The organism is Aurantivibrio infirmus (assembly GCF_054767315.1).
The window spans coordinates 196,815-212,599 of the sequence record NZ_BAAFSK010000004.1 but is presented as its reverse complement, the minus strand read 5'-3'; the positions used below and the strand labels follow the sequence as shown (position 1 = coordinate 212,599).

Annotated in this window: 15 protein-coding genes and 1 riboswitch; of the genes, 7 read left to right on the top strand and 8 right to left on the bottom strand. The window is 44.1% G+C overall.

Annotated features, from left to right (window positions below; genetic code table 11):
* Window positions 1-76: 76 nt before the first annotated feature.
* Window positions 77-1,612 carry an alkaline phosphatase gene (locus ACYUCY_RS10400; RefSeq protein ID WP_460226420.1) on the bottom strand — a complete coding sequence of 512 codons (1,536 nt, stop codon included), beginning with the start codon at window positions 1,610-1,612 and terminating at the stop codon, window positions 77-79.
* A gap of 274 nt (window positions 1,613-1,886) precedes the next feature.
* Between ACYUCY_RS10400 and ACYUCY_RS10395 the strand changes: the two genes are divergently transcribed.
* A complete protein-coding gene (locus ACYUCY_RS10395) occupies window positions 1,887-3,137 on the top strand; it encodes a hypothetical protein (protein WP_460226419.1) in 1,251 nt (416 codons plus the stop codon).
* A gap of 4 nt (window positions 3,138-3,141) precedes the next feature.
* Here ACYUCY_RS10395 and ACYUCY_RS10390 read toward each other — a convergent pair whose 3' ends face one another.
* Complete coding sequence (locus ACYUCY_RS10390) at window positions 3,142-4,299, bottom strand: tRNA-queuosine alpha-mannosyltransferase domain-containing protein (protein WP_460226418.1); 1,158 nt, start codon at window positions 4,297-4,299, stop codon at window positions 3,142-3,144.
* Window positions 4,300-4,515: 216 nt separating this feature from the next.
* Here ACYUCY_RS10390 and ACYUCY_RS10385 point away from each other — a divergent pair, with 216 nt between their 5' ends.
* A complete protein-coding gene (locus ACYUCY_RS10385) occupies window positions 4,516-4,932 on the top strand; it encodes a hypothetical protein (protein WP_460226417.1) in 417 nt (138 codons plus the stop codon).
* Between the two features lie 148 nt (window positions 4,933-5,080).
* Here the strand turns inward: ACYUCY_RS10385 and ACYUCY_RS10380 are convergent, their stop codons facing one another.
* The 4 genes from ACYUCY_RS10380 to xseA form a co-directional block, all read right to left on the bottom strand.
* Window positions 5,081-5,881, bottom strand: a complete 801-nt coding sequence (locus tag ACYUCY_RS10380) for a thiazole synthase (RefSeq protein ID WP_460226416.1) — start codon at window positions 5,879-5,881, stop codon at window positions 5,081-5,083.
* The gene (gene thiS, locus ACYUCY_RS10375; protein WP_460226415.1) at window positions 5,881-6,081 is read right to left on the bottom strand and encodes a sulfur carrier protein ThiS; all 201 of its coding nucleotides are present in this window, start codon (window positions 6,079-6,081) and stop codon (window positions 5,881-5,883) included. Before thiS ends, ACYUCY_RS10380 begins: the two co-directional genes overlap by 1 nt.
* Window position 6,082: 1 nt before the next feature.
* The gene (gene thiO / locus ACYUCY_RS10370; RefSeq protein ID WP_460226414.1) at window positions 6,083-7,267 is read right to left on the bottom strand and encodes a glycine oxidase ThiO; all 1,185 of its coding nucleotides are present in this window, start codon (window positions 7,265-7,267) and stop codon (window positions 6,083-6,085) included.
* A 42-nt stretch (window positions 7,268-7,309) separates the two neighbouring features.
* Window positions 7,310-7,434: riboswitch (TPP riboswitch) on the bottom strand.
* A gap of 72 nt (window positions 7,435-7,506) precedes the next feature.
* On the bottom strand, window positions 7,507-8,901 hold the full coding sequence (xseA, locus tag ACYUCY_RS10365; protein WP_460226413.1) for an exodeoxyribonuclease VII large subunit: 1,395 nt from the start codon (window positions 8,899-8,901) through the stop codon (window positions 7,507-7,509).
* Window positions 8,902-9,107: 206 nt separating this feature from the next.
* Here xseA and ACYUCY_RS10360 point away from each other — a divergent pair, with 206 nt between their 5' ends.
* The 5 genes from ACYUCY_RS10360 to ung all read left to right on the top strand — a co-directional run bounded on the left by ACYUCY_RS10360 (window position 9,108) and on the right by ung (window position 13,678).
* Window positions 9,108-9,509, top strand: coding sequence for an NINE protein (locus ACYUCY_RS10360; protein ID WP_460226412.1), 402 nt, complete (start codon window positions 9,108-9,110; stop codon window positions 9,507-9,509).
* A gap of 180 nt (window positions 9,510-9,689) precedes the next feature.
* A complete protein-coding gene (locus ACYUCY_RS10355) occupies window positions 9,690-10,202 on the top strand; it encodes a DUF3237 domain-containing protein (protein WP_460226411.1) in 513 nt (170 codons plus the stop codon).
* A gap of 104 nt (window positions 10,203-10,306) precedes the next feature.
* Window positions 10,307-11,402, top strand: a protein-coding gene (gene prfB, locus ACYUCY_RS10350; RefSeq protein ID WP_460226410.1) for a peptide chain release factor 2 whose coding sequence is annotated in 2 segments (ribosomal slippage) — window positions 10,307-10,378 and window positions 10,380-11,402 — 1,095 coding nt in all. Because the reading frame shifts where the segments join, the coding sequence is not laid out codon by codon here.
* Window positions 11,403-11,454: 52 nt separating this feature from the next.
* On the top strand, window positions 11,455-12,993 hold the full coding sequence (gene lysS, locus ACYUCY_RS10345) for a lysine--tRNA ligase (protein ID WP_460226409.1): 1,539 nt from the start codon (window positions 11,455-11,457) through the stop codon (window positions 12,991-12,993).
* The gene (gene ung / locus ACYUCY_RS10340) at window positions 12,983-13,678 is read left to right on the top strand and encodes a uracil-DNA glycosylase (RefSeq protein ID WP_460226408.1); all 696 of its coding nucleotides are present in this window, start codon (window positions 12,983-12,985) and stop codon (window positions 13,676-13,678) included. The genes lysS and ung overlap by 11 nt, the downstream gene beginning before the upstream one ends.
* 42 nt (window positions 13,679-13,720) lie before the next feature.
* Here ung and ACYUCY_RS10335 read toward each other — a convergent pair whose 3' ends face one another.
* Window positions 13,721-14,557, bottom strand: coding sequence for an HDOD domain-containing protein (locus ACYUCY_RS10335; RefSeq protein WP_460226407.1), 837 nt, complete (start codon window positions 14,555-14,557; stop codon window positions 13,721-13,723).
* 151 nt (window positions 14,558-14,708) lie between these two features.
* The gene (gene ygfZ / locus ACYUCY_RS10330) at window positions 14,709-15,749 is read right to left on the bottom strand and encodes a CAF17-like 4Fe-4S cluster assembly/insertion protein YgfZ (RefSeq protein ID WP_460226406.1); all 1,041 of its coding nucleotides are present in this window, start codon (window positions 15,747-15,749) and stop codon (window positions 14,709-14,711) included.
* Window positions 15,750-15,785 lie beyond the last annotated feature (36 nt).

Genomic DNA, 15,785 nt, shown 5'->3' with positions numbered 1-15,785 from the left:
TCTAAAGTTTTTCTTAATAGTTTGTTGAGCTATTTGAAAGACCTTACTGTAATAATTAATAATTTCGTAGTTGTTTTTATCGGGCTTTGTCTAATTGTGCCGCGTGTCGCATTACATGATAGATATAATGCTGCTCGTGGGTGTGTTGAAATAAATGTGACCAAGGTCCACCCGCATATATGGCAACATCTTCACCAGCATGACTCTCATTTGTGAGCGGTATTAAGGCTTCTTGGTGAAAGTCTTGGTCTTCCGTGTCAACCTCGTCTAAATCATGACGACCCGTGTTGGCAGCGCTGGTATAACGTCTGTCACCACCGTGTTCTACGGCGAAACCGCGACCATTTCTATATCCTAAGGTCGTGTAAGGCTGTTCATCACCTGCAAGGGTGGGCGAGTTCTCAGGGTTGCCTTTTTCGTCATTGCCAATGACTTTACCCAGTATTGGATTTCCTCGTGTTGGATAGCCAGCCATAGTAAGGGTGTGGCTGTGATCGGCAGTAACAATAATTAATGTATCTTTGTCGCTAGTCATATCGCGAGCAACTTTCACAGCATTTGATAATTCTTGTGTATCATCCAAAGCGCGGTAAGCATTTCCGGCGTGATGTCCGTGATCAATTCTTCCCGCTTCGACCATTAAAAAAAATCCCTTTGGATTTTTCTGTAAAATATCTAAAGCTTTTCTCGTCATTTGTTCGAGAGAGGGTTGCTGAGCGTTGGCATCTTTTCTATCCGCGTGATAAGACATATGGGAATCGCTAAACAGGCCTAATAAATGATGAGTATTTTTTGTGTCGACATTATCAAGCTGTTGACGATTTTCTACGTAGGCCGCGTTTGAATAATTGCTAAGCCATTCTTGTGGTAAATTTCTTCCGTCTTTTCTACGTCCATTTCTCGAGTTCGATGAACCACTATTTGCTTCTGGTAAAAAATACTGGCGACCACCGCCTAGCGCGACGTCGATGCCGTCGCCTTTGTCGAACTCGATTAACTGTCGGGCGATATCTTTACAAAGGTTTGGGTCTAAGCCAATCGGCATTTCGTTGTCACCCTCCCAGTCTCGTTCGGGAACATGGGCGTAAGTTGCTGCGGGAGTTGCGTGGGTTAGTCTTGCCGTTGTTACGATCCCGGTTGACATGCCCATTTCTTCAACTTGTTCTAAAAATGTGGGAATGAAATTTTCGCTTGCTGATTCACAGTTACCACGTTCAGCTTTTTGGTTTACTGAGATAAACCCCGCTTTGCTTTTTATGCCGGTGACCATTGCGGTCATTGTGCCAGCGGAGTCGGGAGTTTGTTGGTTCGTATTATAGGTTTTAGATAGCGCGAGGGCGGGAAGCTTTTCGAATTCAAGAAGGTTTTCTTCGCCAGCAAGCCCCTTACTTTGGCCGTCGTATATTCTACTTGCGGTTACCGTTGATACGCCCATGCCGTCGCCAATAAACAAAATAATATTTTTTGCTCGATTGGTATTTTCTTGAGTGTTCAATATTTTTTGTAGTTCTTGCTGGCCAGACAAATACCAAGATTCCGGTGTTTCATTTTTGGTTTGGCTGCGGATTGCAGATGTAAAAAAAATCGCACATAAAATTATAAAAAATCGCATGTTAAAAATCATTGTGCTTCTCGGCCTTGTTAGCGTTATCGTAAAGTTTTTATCGTTAGGTTTTGAAAGCTATCTTAGCTGAAACCTATTTTTGGTCACGTTTCTGAAGCTGAGGCGTGTTGCCTCTAAACCTCTATTGGTCAATGGATTTCGCACCTGAAGCGAGATTGTCGCGCTAAGGAATTAGCGGTATATTACAGCGCTGATAGAGTAGTGCCAAGAAATAGCTCACTTAAGCGATATCCGATAAGCCATAACAATAAACGGAGTCAATATGAATACATCTGATCAGCCGCCAAAAAACAATTTAGTAGCTCAGCCGGACAAAACCGAAATAAAACCATCGGCCGTAGATAACGACAAAAGACGTTTGTTTAAGTCGGCGGGGACGCTAGGAGCGATGGGAGTTGCTGGCGGATTGCTAGCCGGTTTTGGCGCGAGTAGCGCTCAGGCTCAAAATGCCAGCGGGCGTGATCAGGGCAGCACGACATTTGCGAAACCCGGAAAATTAAAAGACGGCGCACAATTGGATTCGCGCTTTCCCGTTTCTTTCAATGAATCTGTCTCCCATGGTTTACGTTTAATCGTTGAATATTTCACCGCGCTTAATCAACGAGATCATCGTGCGATTGCGCGCACACTTCATTTTCCATTTGCCATTTATGAAGATATTGATCCGATTATTTTTAATTCCGAAGCGGATTTTATTGCCAACCCTCCTGCGACCTTGAATGGAACCGGAAAAGGCTACTCCAAGATTGCGGAAGGTTCATATGATTTATTAGAGAGTGTGAACGTTCATCTTTATTGCCCCGTCGGTGGAGTATTTTCTTTGTCCTTTGCGCGGTATACCAAAGACGGTAATAAACTGCTCGATTGCGATGGTCTTTTTTCGGTAACAAATAACGATGGGCGCTGGGCTATTCAATTGGTATCTACGCTTGTGCATGAGCGCGGCTATGAAAAAAATCAATATCCCGATGCAGAAATGACACATCGTGTTGGTAGTCAGGGTTACTTGGCGGCATTTGGCTATCGTGATGAAGAGCTGCTGAATGATCTAAGTAAAGGGCGAGGATCATTCGAAGAGGAGTTGCCGGTTGGTACCAAACGAGCGCGTGTTTCTTTTAATTACGGACCGCGGGATCGATCGCGAAACGCGAGAGAGAATCGACCGATGGACGGCTGGGTTACTGCAGGTGTCAAATCACGTTTGTCGGTTTCTGAAGTTACAGCTGAAACAGGTACGGGAAGCACGTCTACAAATTTAGATCAGTTCGTTGCCTTAGCAGGTGGAACTGTGGGCGAGTATGATTACACACGCATGCGTCCGGATCGTCCCTTAGTGATTCACGCAACACATGATAAAGCTCACGTATTGGGCGGCTATTGGCGTTATACCGCGAGCAGTGAATTGATCTCTGAAACTCGCAGTGTGTCGATTCGTATTTATAAAGGCGGTCGTTGGGGAGGGGTGGGAAATTTGGGGCAAGTTACTCATCATGATCGTTCGAATTCGGGATAACAAATTATTTTTTGGAGCGGGAATTAAAGGAATCTTTACTTGTTAAAATCATTTTTCGGTATTTTTCTGCGAGTGATCCCCAGCTAAACCTTGATATGTCGGGCGCTTGCAAAAAATTGATTAAAACGCCTTCGTCTTTTTTAAGCCATTGTTGTGTGAGGTTTACCAACATTGTTGCCGCGCTTTCAGCTTCTTTGTGAATATCGTTTGGCGCAGAGAGGTAGCGGTACTCAGCAGAGAAAATCTCTTGGTAAGCTAATCGGTCGGGAACGATCGGGATACAGCCAGCCGCAACCGCTTCCAAGATCGCCAGTCCTTGAAAGTCATGGAGTGCTGTCGAAAATACTATGTCGGCTTTAATTAGCAGGGCTTGGTAGGCTAACGTATCCTCAATATATCCCCAGTTTCCTAGCCAGCCATTATTTTTTAATATATCTTTGATCACGGTGAATGTATCAGGTTGCGTGCGAAATTTTTGTCCTACGATATGGAACTCCAGAGGTAATTCTTTTGGGAGCGCTTTTATGCAAGTTAATAGTTGTTCCGGTCCTTTGTCATATTCCCAACGATGGTTCCAGATAATCTGTAATTTTGGACTGGGTTTTTCTTGATCTAAAAGAAATGCAGAGTTGTTAATCGGTACTGGTAAAACAGAGCTTTTCTCAGTGAGTGTTTCGTTCAACCCTTTTGGTATTTGGTCCGGTAAGCGCTTGAGTAAATTTTTAACGCCCGTTAAAAACGAGTCTCGATTAAAGTGGCTGTTGAATAAAATTAGGTTTGCACACAAAGCTGCGTACAAAGAAACTATCTTCGCTTCTAAATTATCAGAGTGACCCTGTTTTTCTTTTTCGGAGGATAGCGGGTAAGAAAATTGGTTCTCATGAAAATATAGAACGTTAGGTATTGACGCTAAACTTGGAATAAATCCTCTTAGGCCGTTCAAATCGACCATGGAGGTGGCGATCAGTAAGTCATATTTTTCCGACAGTATTTCCCTTTTATTGAATGCCCACGATAGGCTATTCCCTCGAATTCTCCAACTGAAAAAGCGCGGTTCTAAGGTGAGCACTGTCCATTGGTGTTCTGGTAGGTTCGCGACTAAAGATTGATGCCAATATTTATGGCTGTTCGCGTCGTAGGCGGAAAGTAATAAGATTTTCATTTTTATTTGGTTTTGAAATTAAGTGAAAAGGTAAAAAAAATTAGCTTGAGTAAGCCAGCAACCTTGGTAACAAATTAAAATGATTTAAGTGCAAGCTACTCCAAAAAAATATAAAAGAATGGCAGTTTTTCTTAAAATTTGTGATCGATTAACAATTAAAATTTGCTGCTTGAGCTACAGTTTATTAAAACACAGTTCTCATTGAAGGTCGTGGTCATGGATAAGTCTTGGATGTTAAACCCGCAAGCCATTCGTTATGCCAAAGCATGTATTCAAGTGGTAAAAGAAGAATTAGATATAAAGCTAAAACTATCTCATCCTGAATTTCTGCAAATGCTACATGAATACGTTGATATGACTGATTCGCAAGAATTAGGATTGGCTTATAGTCGTTTAATATCAATGGCAGGTCCAGGTGCGATTCTGCAAGGTTTGAAACCCTCAGATAATTCTGCTTCAGAAAGAAATATCGTAGAGCTACCTATAAAAAAACAAGCCAATTGTGAGCACTTTACAGATTCCGCTGCTTTGGAAGAGCAGGAAATGATTAAGTTAAACGGTAAACTCTATTCTAAATGGCGAGATGGAAAAGAGTTTAGGGGGCTGTACCGAGGCCAGCCGTCGTATCATTAGGAGCGGTGAAATATATACCTAATATTTGATGTAGGGTCTTCGCCGATTTAAATTTCTTATTTAATCATGCTTCCTACATAATGCCATGGAAGGCATATCCTCTTGGTTCCAGCGCAATTTAACGTCCTACTTCGATTCATAAAATAAATTACTTTTCGGTTTTTTGGTGCCAAAACGGTTGGCCTATAGTCGGAGTGCTCGGGCTCGCGGTTTGTCGCGTTAACATTAAACCTGCTAAGTAGGCCTCACGTCCGGCTTTGATTGCGTCAGCGAAAGCCCTAGCCATTTTTGCGGGTTCTTGGGCATTCGCAACAGCTGTATTCAATAGGACGCCGTCATATCCCATTTCCATCGCTTCACAGGCCTGTGAAGGCGCGCCAATTCCGGCGTCAATAATTAGTGGTGTGTCCGGTAGGCGTTTTCTAATCGTCAATAAATTGGTTTTGTTGACTAGTCCTTTGCCGGTACCTATTGGGGCTCCCCAGGGCATTAAAACTTCACAGCCGACATCCAATAGTCTTTGGCATAAAACTAAATCGTCGGTGCAATAGGGGAGGACTTTAAAGCCTCTTTTTATTAGATCGGCTGCGGCTTCGAGTAAAGCGAATGGGTCAGGTTGTAAATTGTAATCGTCGCCGATCACTTCTAATTTTAACCAATCTGTTTCAAATAATTCCCGTGACATTTCAGCGGTGTTAATCGCTTCTTTCACTGATTTGCAGCCCGCAGTATTGGGAAGTAGTTTTTTATTACTTTGTTTTATGGCTTGCCAAAAACTATCGCCGCCTTGGTTGTTGGGATCTTGGCGGCGCAAACCGAGAGTGACGATATCTACCTGAGCATCGTTAATAGCGTCGAGCATAGATTGAAGGGATGGATATAAAGCCGTACCAAGGAGCAAGCGGTTGGAAAATAATTCACCGTACAGTTGCAGTTTATCGTTTTCCATCAGCCTCCTCCCACCGGAGAGACGATATCTATTTGATCGCCATTATTCAGTTGTACCTTTGCATATTCAGCGCGAGGAATAAAATTTCCGTTCACCGCGACGGCAAATTTTTGTTCACCTATGTCGCTCGCTTTAATAGCGGAGACAAGTTGCGAGTCTGGCAGGTTAATAGTTTTGTTATTTAAACTGACGTTAATCATTTCACTTTATATTACTGGTAGTTAAATTAGTTTGATGGCTTGTGTTTCTGTGGCTTTTCTCTCGATGAGTGACTTCGTGATAGGCCGTTTCGTGATCGTGATAAATAGCTGACCAAAAATTTCCGGGTTGTTTCTCTTCTATCCAGTTTGAAATGTGCTCAACAATAGTAGGGGCCAGTAAATAACCATGACGATACAACCCATTAATTTGTAAGATGTTATTTTTCGCCCCATTCCCGTACGGATGGAGTCGTTGAACTTTCGGTAAATTGTCACGAAATGTTGGCCGCAAATTGGTGTCAGTTTCAATTACTCGGGCTTCTGAGAATGCTGGGTTGATAGTATAAAGCGCACTGGCTAGCTCAAGGTTTGATTGTAAACTGATTGGAGAAGAATCTTCGCTTTCTATTTCTGTTGCACCAATAATAAATTGATTGTTTGGTTTTGGCACAATATAAAGTTTGTAGCGAGGGTGCATTAAGCGCACTGGGCGACTCAGTTCAACATCTTTGCCCTCGACCCACATCACTTCTCCGCGTACACCGCGTAATTGGTTCGATGTGGTTTTCGCTCCCATACCTCGGCAATCCAAAATCCAATCCGCATCGTTAAATTGTTTTTGATCGTCGCCATTGTTTAAATCGACGGAATTGTTTTCTGTGCATTTTCCGCCGAGTTGACGAATAGCAACCAGAAGGCTGCTTAACAGTTGGCGGTTATCAAGATGTGCTTCACCGGGTAAAAATAAAGCGTGGTGAAAATGGGCTAGAGCAGGTTCTAGCTCGCTAATTTCAAGCTTGTTTAGCCAGCTACTAGTGTCGTCATGTTTTAGTTTGGCCGCGATTTCATTTTTAAATTGCGCCAACTCAGAATGATCCAGTTGGTGAGCGACGGCAATGCTGCCTTGCGCGGAGTAAGAGACAGAAGGTAAATTTGGCGTTTCGCGATTTAGCGTTTCAATCCATCGTGGCCACAGTGAAAGAGAGCTTAGACCCATATCGAAAATTAAACGATCACTGACGACAACTTCACTTAGTGGTGAAATCATTGCTGCTGCGGTATAGGCGGCGCTATGAGGATTTTCCAGCGATCCGCTTTCGGTGAGGCTTACCGAGTGACCCGTTGATAGCAGACGCCACGCAAGCAAGCGACCTAACAGTCCAGCACCAACAATGGCAATATTCATGACGGGAAAAAACGATAAGTGAAAAAGGTTGGCATGAGACGCTTCATATCAAATCTTGTTTCCTACGCAGGTTTCAACCTGATCAGGTTCGACGGGTTCAGAAGTCTGATCTCAGCGCTTTGATTCACAGTGATGTGAAGCTCTAAAGCGCGCCCCGACAAGAGGTGCTGAGTCTACTGGTATTTTTCAGAGGGAGCAATCAGCCTGGTGTCCGAATAAGCGCTTCCTGTGAGGCTTAGTTATTTGGCATCGAGCAGGCTATGAAGATCTGTTTGTTCTGCTTCGATTGCCTCGACTTTTGCGACAACTTGGCCCTTGGCAAGCTTGGCTTTAATTCGTTGCCCTTTGTTCAAACTACTGGCATCGCGAATTATTTCGCCTTGCTCATTCACTAGGATACTGTAACCACGTTGAATCGTATTGAGCGGGCTGACGGTATCCAAGGCTTCCACAACACTGGAAAATTTTTGTTGTTGAAATTTCATCAAATGCCGCAGTGTCGACATGAGGTTTTGATTAAGTTGAACTAAATTCTTTTTGGAACGATTGATTTGAGCGCTAGGGACGCAGCGCCGATACCGTTTTAACAAGCTGTTGAAAGTCGTATTCGCATCATGAAATTGGAAATTCATTGCTCGGCGTAAACGAATCTCCAGTGTGTCTAAGTGCTGGGCACGACTTTGTAGGCGTTCACCAGGATGTCTTAGTCGCGCGGCTAAACCACTGTTCAGTTGTCGCGCATGTGCTAATAAACGTTTTATTGATTGGCTCAATAATATTTCGTAACCCGCAAAGGTTTCGAGCCAGTCATCACCATCTGGGCTTAAGAGTTCGGCAGCGGCTGATGGAGTCGGCGCGCGTAGATCAGCAACAAAATCTGAAATGGTGAAATCCACTTCATGTCCTACTGCGCTGACGATGGGAAGTTTGCTGGCGAAGATTGCGCGGGCAACAATTTCTTCATTGAAAGGCCATAAATCTTCGAGTGAGCCACCGCCGCGCGATAATAGCAGGACATCAAATTTCTTAATTTCATTCGCGGTTTCGATGGCCTGAACAATTTGTTTCGCAGAACCATCGCCTTGAACGGCTACCGGGATAATAGTGACGGGAATACCCGCAAAGCGCCGTTTTAACACGTGCAATATATCTCGAATTGCGGCGCCGGTGGGTGAGGTAACAATACCAATGTGTTTGGGTAACTCGGGTATTGCCTGCTTGTGTTTCTCGTCAAATAAACCTTCTTTGTTTAATTTCGCTTTGAGAGCGTCGAAGGCCCGTTGCAATACACCAAAACCCGCTTCTTCGATATGTTCAGCAATGAGCTGATATTCTCCGCGACCTTCGTACAAGCTGACACGGCCTCGAATAACAACTTGTTTACCTTGCTCAGGCTTGAATCTAACTAGACTGTTCCTATTGCGGAACATGGCACAGCGGATCTGCGCGTCAGCATCTTTTAAGGTGAAATACCAATGACCAGAGGAGGGTGTTGCAACATTCGACATCTCTCCCTCAACCCAGGTCAAGGACAGATGCGTTTCGAGTAGTTGTCGGGCTTTATGATTTAGCTGTCCGACGGAAAGTACATCTCTCGCGGATGGTGTTGGGGCCGAAAAAAGATCACGTGTCATAGGGAGTTTGGCGTTATGGCGTTCAGAGGGTGCAAGTGTAGGCCATGTGAAGAAGTGATGAAACCATGAGTCTGGTGCAAAGTTGGAAATTGGACTTATAGGCTGGCGCGTCAAATGTTAACACTAGTTAACGAGCTTCCAGTTTTCGTCGGCTTTTATAATAAGCCGAATTTTCATCAAGCCTAGTTCGTAGGTGGAGCTATCCAATGAATCGTTACCCTACGCATTCGGTGTTAGTCGGATACCTGGCATGGATTTTCGGGTTTATCGGCGCGCATCGTTTCTATTTTGGCAAACCGCTATCCGGTACCTTATGGTTTTTTACCTTGGGGTTGTTGGGGGTTGGATGGATTATTGATATTTTTCTGATCCCAAGTATGGCTGATGAAGCAGATTCGCGTTTTATCGACGGGCCAATTGATTATTCTGTAGCTTGGTTATTACTGGTTTTTCTTGGTGTATTTGGGGTTCATCGAATGTATATGGGGAAATGGATTACGGGTTTGATATACCTGTGTACCTTGGGTCTTTTCGGTATTGGCTTGCTTTATGACTTATGGACTCTCAACTATCAGATCGATGAAATCAATGAATATGAAGAATATTAAAATCCTTCCTTATGTTGCGCTTTTGAATAAAAATTAATTGAATTAAATATCCCTTTTTATGCGCATTCGATCTTCAAGAGTACTTAAATTCACGGTGGGATTGGGCTAAAGTAACGCGCTTGTCCTCGCTGCTAATCGGTATCGTTAGATACGCGACAAATAACAGTGTGCAAACAAATAATGAGTAAATTTGGAGAACAAATGAAAGCGCTGGGTAACATTTTAATTGTGATCTTAGTAACAGTTGTCGGAATGGCGGGCAATGCCTGGTCGCAAGAAAATACGGCTGATAGAAATGAACTCCAAGGTGAGTTTCTGATGGATTTCATTATCGATACTGAAACAGCGCAGACCATTGGCGGGCGTAGAATTGTACCGATAACCGGTGGGCGTTTCGAAGGTCCCAATCTCGTGGGAACCGTATTGAATGTTGGTGCCGATTGGATAAAAACTCGCGCTGATGGTGTTAGCGAGCTGGATGTTAGGGTGACCTTGAAGACAGACGATGAAGCGCTCATCTACATGTCTTACAGCGGAATACTCAGTCGCTCTGAAACCGGCACCTATTGGCGCGTCGTGCCAAAATTTGAAACCGACGCTGAAAAATATCGCTACCTGAATAATTTAATTGCCATCGGTATTGGTAAGCGAATAGATGGCAAAACTGCTTACAGCATCTATAAAATCCTATAGCTATATTTGCCCTAGCCATCCATCCATGGCTTTCGTCGCTAGAGTTGCTCAAGTGGATTAGGTTACAATCGCTGCCTTTTGAATCCGAGCAAGCATAGAAAGTCATGGAAATAGCGCCTCTCCTCCAAACCCTCAAAGATATTCAGCAACGCACTGACACGCTTAGGGGGTATCTTTGACTACGATAATAAAAAGGAGCGACTTGCTGAAGTCGAGCTAGAACTTGCCGAGCCTTCAGTTTGGGATGAGCCGAAGCGCGCGCAAGACCTAGGACGCGAACGTTCCTCCTTGGAAATTGTCGTGAATACGATTGAAACCATGGACTCTGGTGTTGCTGATAATCGCGAGTTATTGGAAATTGCCGCTGACGAAAACGACGTCGACACTGTAGCCGATATCGAATCTGAAATTGATAAATTGAATCAACAGCTCGAACTGTTGGAATTTCGTCGGATGTTCTCAGGCGAAATGGATCCCAATAACGCTTACTTGGATGTGCAATCCGGCTCTGGCGGCACGGAAGCGCAAGATTGGGCGGAAATGGTGCTACGGATGTATTTGCGCTGGGGAGAAAGTAAAGGCTTTAAAACAGTACTTGAAGAAGTCTCTCCCGGTGAGGTCGCAGGTATCAAGAGTGCAACTATTCGATTTGAAGGCGAGTACGCCTTTGGTTGGCTGCGAACCGAAACCGGTGTTCATCGCTTGGTGAGAAAGTCTCCATTTGATTCTGGTAGTCGACGGCATACGTCATTTTGTTCAATCTTTGTTTCTCCAGAAATTGACGATGATATCGAGATTGATATTAATCCCGCGGATTTGCGGGTTGATACTTATCGAGCGAGCGGCGCTGGTGGGCAACACGTTAACAAAACCGATTCGGCTATTCGCTTAACTCACATGCCGTCTGGTATTGTCGTACAGTGCCAAAGCGAGCGTTCGCAACATCAAAACCGTGATCACGCGATGAAAATGTTACGCGCTAAATTATATGAGCAAGAAATTCATAAGCGGAATACCGCGAAGCAAGAGTTAGAAGATAATAAAGCCGACATTGGTTGGGGTAGTCAGATCCGCTCTTACGTTTTGGATGATCAGCGAATTAAAGATTTAAGGACGGGCGTGCAAACGAGCAATTGTCAGAATGTGTTAGATGGCGATCTCGATCTGTTTATTGAGGCGAGTTTGAAGGCGGGTTTGTAAGTTAACCTGAAAATCGAAAAACAAATTATGCTTTTTACAAGTGAGAAATGTTATGAGTAAAAATAAATCCGTTGAAACCAACGCCGAGAAAAAAGCGGATGAGGCGCAAGACGAAAATAAATTGATCGCTGAGCGGCGAGAAAAATTGGCAGCAATTCGAGAAAAGCAGAATGCTTTTCCCAATGCCTTTCGGCGAGAAGATTATGCTAAACGTTTACAGGGTCAATTCGGTGATCATAGCAAAGAGGAGCTTGAGCACCTGAATCAAACCGTCAGCGTTGCCGGCCGAGTAATGGCAAAACGCGGCCCCTTTATGGTGCTGCAAGATATGACTGGGCAGATACAACTCTATGCAGATAAAAATACGCAGAATACCATTAAAGAAAATTGGGGCGTTTGGGACATAGGCGATATTGTCGGTGTGCGCGGTGTCCTACATAAGTCGGGCAAAGGAGATCTTTACGTCAATCTCGAAGATTATGATTTGCTAGTAAAATCTCTGCGTCCATTACCTGATAAATACCACGGATTACAAAATACAGAGCAGCGTTATCGACAACGTTATGTTGATCTAATTATTAATCCAGAAGTGCGCGATGTGTTTCGAATTCGCTCAAAGACAGTTGATTTTATTCGTCACTATTTAAATCAACATGATTTTATGGAAGTGGAAACACCGATGATGCAAAGTGTTCCCGGCGGCGCGACGGCAAAGCCGTTTGTTACTCACCACCACGCTTTAGATCAGGAAATGTTTTTACGTATTGCCCCAGAACTGTATCTTAAGCGTTTGGTCGTGGGCGGTTTTGAGCGAGTTTACGAAATTAATCGAAATTTTCGAAACGAAGGTTTGTCGACTCGACACAATCCAGAATTTACCATGTTGGAATTTTATCAAGCCTATGCGGATTACAACGATTTAATGAACTTGACGGAAGATATGTTACGCAATCTGTGTCAGGAAGTTTTAGGTTCGACGACGGTTGTTTATCAAGAGAGCGAATACGATTTCGCCAAGCCCTTCCAACGTTTGTCGGTGTTTGACTCGATACTGCATTTTAATGAGGATATTAGCCCAGACGATTTGAATACAATCGAGGGCGCTACTGCGATTGCTAAAGCCAAAGGCGTGCCATTAAAAGATTCTTATGGTTTAGGAAAAATTCAAATAGAGATATTCGAGAAAACAGTCGAACATCGCTTGGATCAACCCACGTTCATTACTCAATATCCAACTGAAGTATCTCCTTTGGCGCGGCGTAGTAATGAGAACCCTTTCGTTACCGATCGCTTTGAATTTTTCGTTGGTGGCCGTGAAATTGCCAACGGTTTTTCGGAGCTAAATGATCCAGAAGATCAAGCCGATCGTTTTCAGGCACAAGTTTTGGAAAAAGAAGCAGGTGATGATGAGGCGATGCATTTTGATGAAGATTATATTCGCGCACTAGAGCACGGTTTGCCGCCGACTGCGGGTGAAGGTATTGGTATTGATCGTTTAGTGATGCTATTAACGAATTCTCCCAGTATTCGTGATGTGTTGCTGTTCCCACACATGCGTCGAGAAACAATTAACGAGTCCAATGCAGAATAACGCCGTCAAATTAGAAGCGTCCTGGTTGCAAATTTTGGCGGATGAATTTGAAAAGCCTTATATGCGTGCACTCAAGGCGTTTTTGAAGGTAGAAAAGCAACAGGGAAAGAAAATATATCCGCCGGGCGATTTGATTTTCAACGCATTAAATTCAACACCCTTCGATCAAGTTAAAGTAGTTATTCTAGGCCAGGACCCTTATCACGGTCCCAACCAAGCACACGGTTTATGTTTTTCTGTGATGCCCGGTGTTCCCTTGCCACCAAGTTTGAAAAATATTTATAAAGAGCTAGCGACGGATGTGGGAGTGCAACAGCCAGACCACGGTTCTTTGCAAGCTTGGGCAAATCAGGGGGTGCTACTTTTAAATGCAATGTTAACTGTTGAACATGGCAAAGCAGGTGCACATCAGGGTAAAGGGTGGGAGGAATTTACTGATTCTGTGATTCGCGCACTCAATGAGCAACGGCAAGGCTTAGTTTATTTGTTGTGGGGAAGTTACGCGCAAAAGAAAGGCGAGTTTATCGATCGCAATCGAAATTTAGTTTTACAGTCACCACACCCTTCGCCATTTTCTGCTCATCGCGGTTTTCTTGGTAACAAACATTTTTCAAAAACCAATGATTATTTGATTTCTGCCGGACTGGAAGCGATCGACTGGCAAGTGCCCAGCCAGGCCGACTGAAGAAGTGAAATCTATAACAAGAAAGGAGTCCGACTAAATTTCTTAGCCGGTTAAAAGGGACATCGCGGCTTCCATTTCGTCAGCCAAATTCTCATCGTTCTCATCAAAATCTGTATCAATTCCTAAGCGAGCGAAAGCGCCTACTGTTGAGTAGTCAATACTCGCGAGGGGATGATCGGAACCGATATAGCTTTGTAAGGTCGCGACGGTTACCAAATCGGTGTAATCGGCCTCGGCGATGTCACGATTAAAATCCATATAATTTTTAGGTACGCCAATTAATTCTTCGGGGAAATTCCAGTTACGTAAAATCAGTTCACCGATTTCTGGGTGTAGCTGTTCGATGACAAGATCGAGGGAGAAGCTGTCTTTAAGTAGGCGAGAATTTTCTTCAGCGAAAGTTAAGATTGGCAGTACACCAATTTTGTGAACTAAACCAGCGAGAGCTGCTTTGTCGACTTTTAAATTAGAGCGATGCTTGCAGAGGATATAACAGAGGCCTGCAATTTCACTAGAGTGGCTCCAGACTTCACGTAGTCGGCGATCAACCATGTCTGATGTTGCCTGGTACATTTGCTCCATGGCAAGGCCGGTGGCTAGGTTGCAGGTATATTCGATACCCAAGCGCATGAGCGCCATTTTCAAATCTTCGATTTTATGTGCGGCGCGTAACAGAGGGCTATTCGCGACTTTGATAATCCGGATAGTTAGCGCGGCATCGTGGCCGATGACTGTCACCATCTGGTCGATGCTGGCATTGGGATCCTCTGCGACCTCGCGAACTCGTAAGGCGATCTCGGGGAGGGTGGGGAGTACCAATTTATCGTTCTCGATGGCGCTAATGAGCTCCGCGCGAACTTCTTCAACCATTTGATCCATAAGAACTTTTCCCTAAAACTAACAAAAATATGGGCGCATATAGAGCGATGAGACAGACATTTTTGCCTCACTGCAAAGTCAATGTCGATCCGGAGTTTCGGATTTCTCAGGTCTTAGCAGAGCTTTCAAAGCGCTAAAAAATTAACTGCGTTTATTTAGGTATAGCATAGGGGAGGGGGAGCCAGCGGATTATTTTGGCAGTTTTATCCTGGTTTGAAAGGGATTCCGAGTCACTTGAGTCATCCGTAACGACCGCTAATATCTCGCAATGCGCTTCGTCAACAGGAGCTGCAAGCACGATGTTGCCGATGCTTTGAGAGGACTCCGCTGTAAACAGTGGGGTTCCAGGAAGGAGAAGCTTGTTCGTCGCCATTAACCCTCGTCGCATACGGCGTTTTAATTTGCCAAGATATTGCATACGAGCAACGACTTCTTGGCCAATATAACAGCCCTTTTTAAAGCTGACGCCTTCAAAAACTTGGTAGTTGAGCATTTGAGGAATGAACATTTCTGAAGTTTCTTTTCTTACATGACCGAAGCCGTCAGCGATTTCCGCGAGATCCCAGCATAGTGCGCCGTATTCTGTACATGTTTTGGAATAGCTTTCCCAAATCGATTTACAATTTTCGATGGGGATAAACAGAAGCACTCGCTCGTCACTTATCTTGACCGATATTTTGTCTTCATCGATGATGCATTGATTAATATTCTGTGGAATTTGAACGTTGTTTGGGGCATCGATTTTTTCTAATTGCACACCTTGTAGCGCAAGCAACTGATGGTTTTGGGAAGCGATGATTTCCACCTTCGAAAACACGGCGAATTTTTTTAAGGTGTTGGCCGCCGTGTCAATTAAGCCCTTATCCATGATTAAAGCCACCGTTTTTGATTCTGCTTCATCAATTAGCATGATTGCTCTGAAGCTAAATACCATCCTGCCCTTGGTATTACAGTGTCCCCCGCAAACCGAATGCTGAATCGAGAGCAAGTTCATGTCGCAGGTGACTTGGCCTTGTAGAAACTTGATGACGTCTTTGCCGCGAATCAGGAAGTAAGCGAGATGATTTGCAATCATAAGCTTGGAAGCCGATGGATTTGTTCCCGTCGTATTAAATTGGGTGATAACTTCATCGTTCCAAACAGCACCGCGGTTTTTTAAAAAGCTGTGCCATGATTCGAGGGATTCGGACATAATTTTCTTACAAAGAATAGGGGTTTAATTGCGACC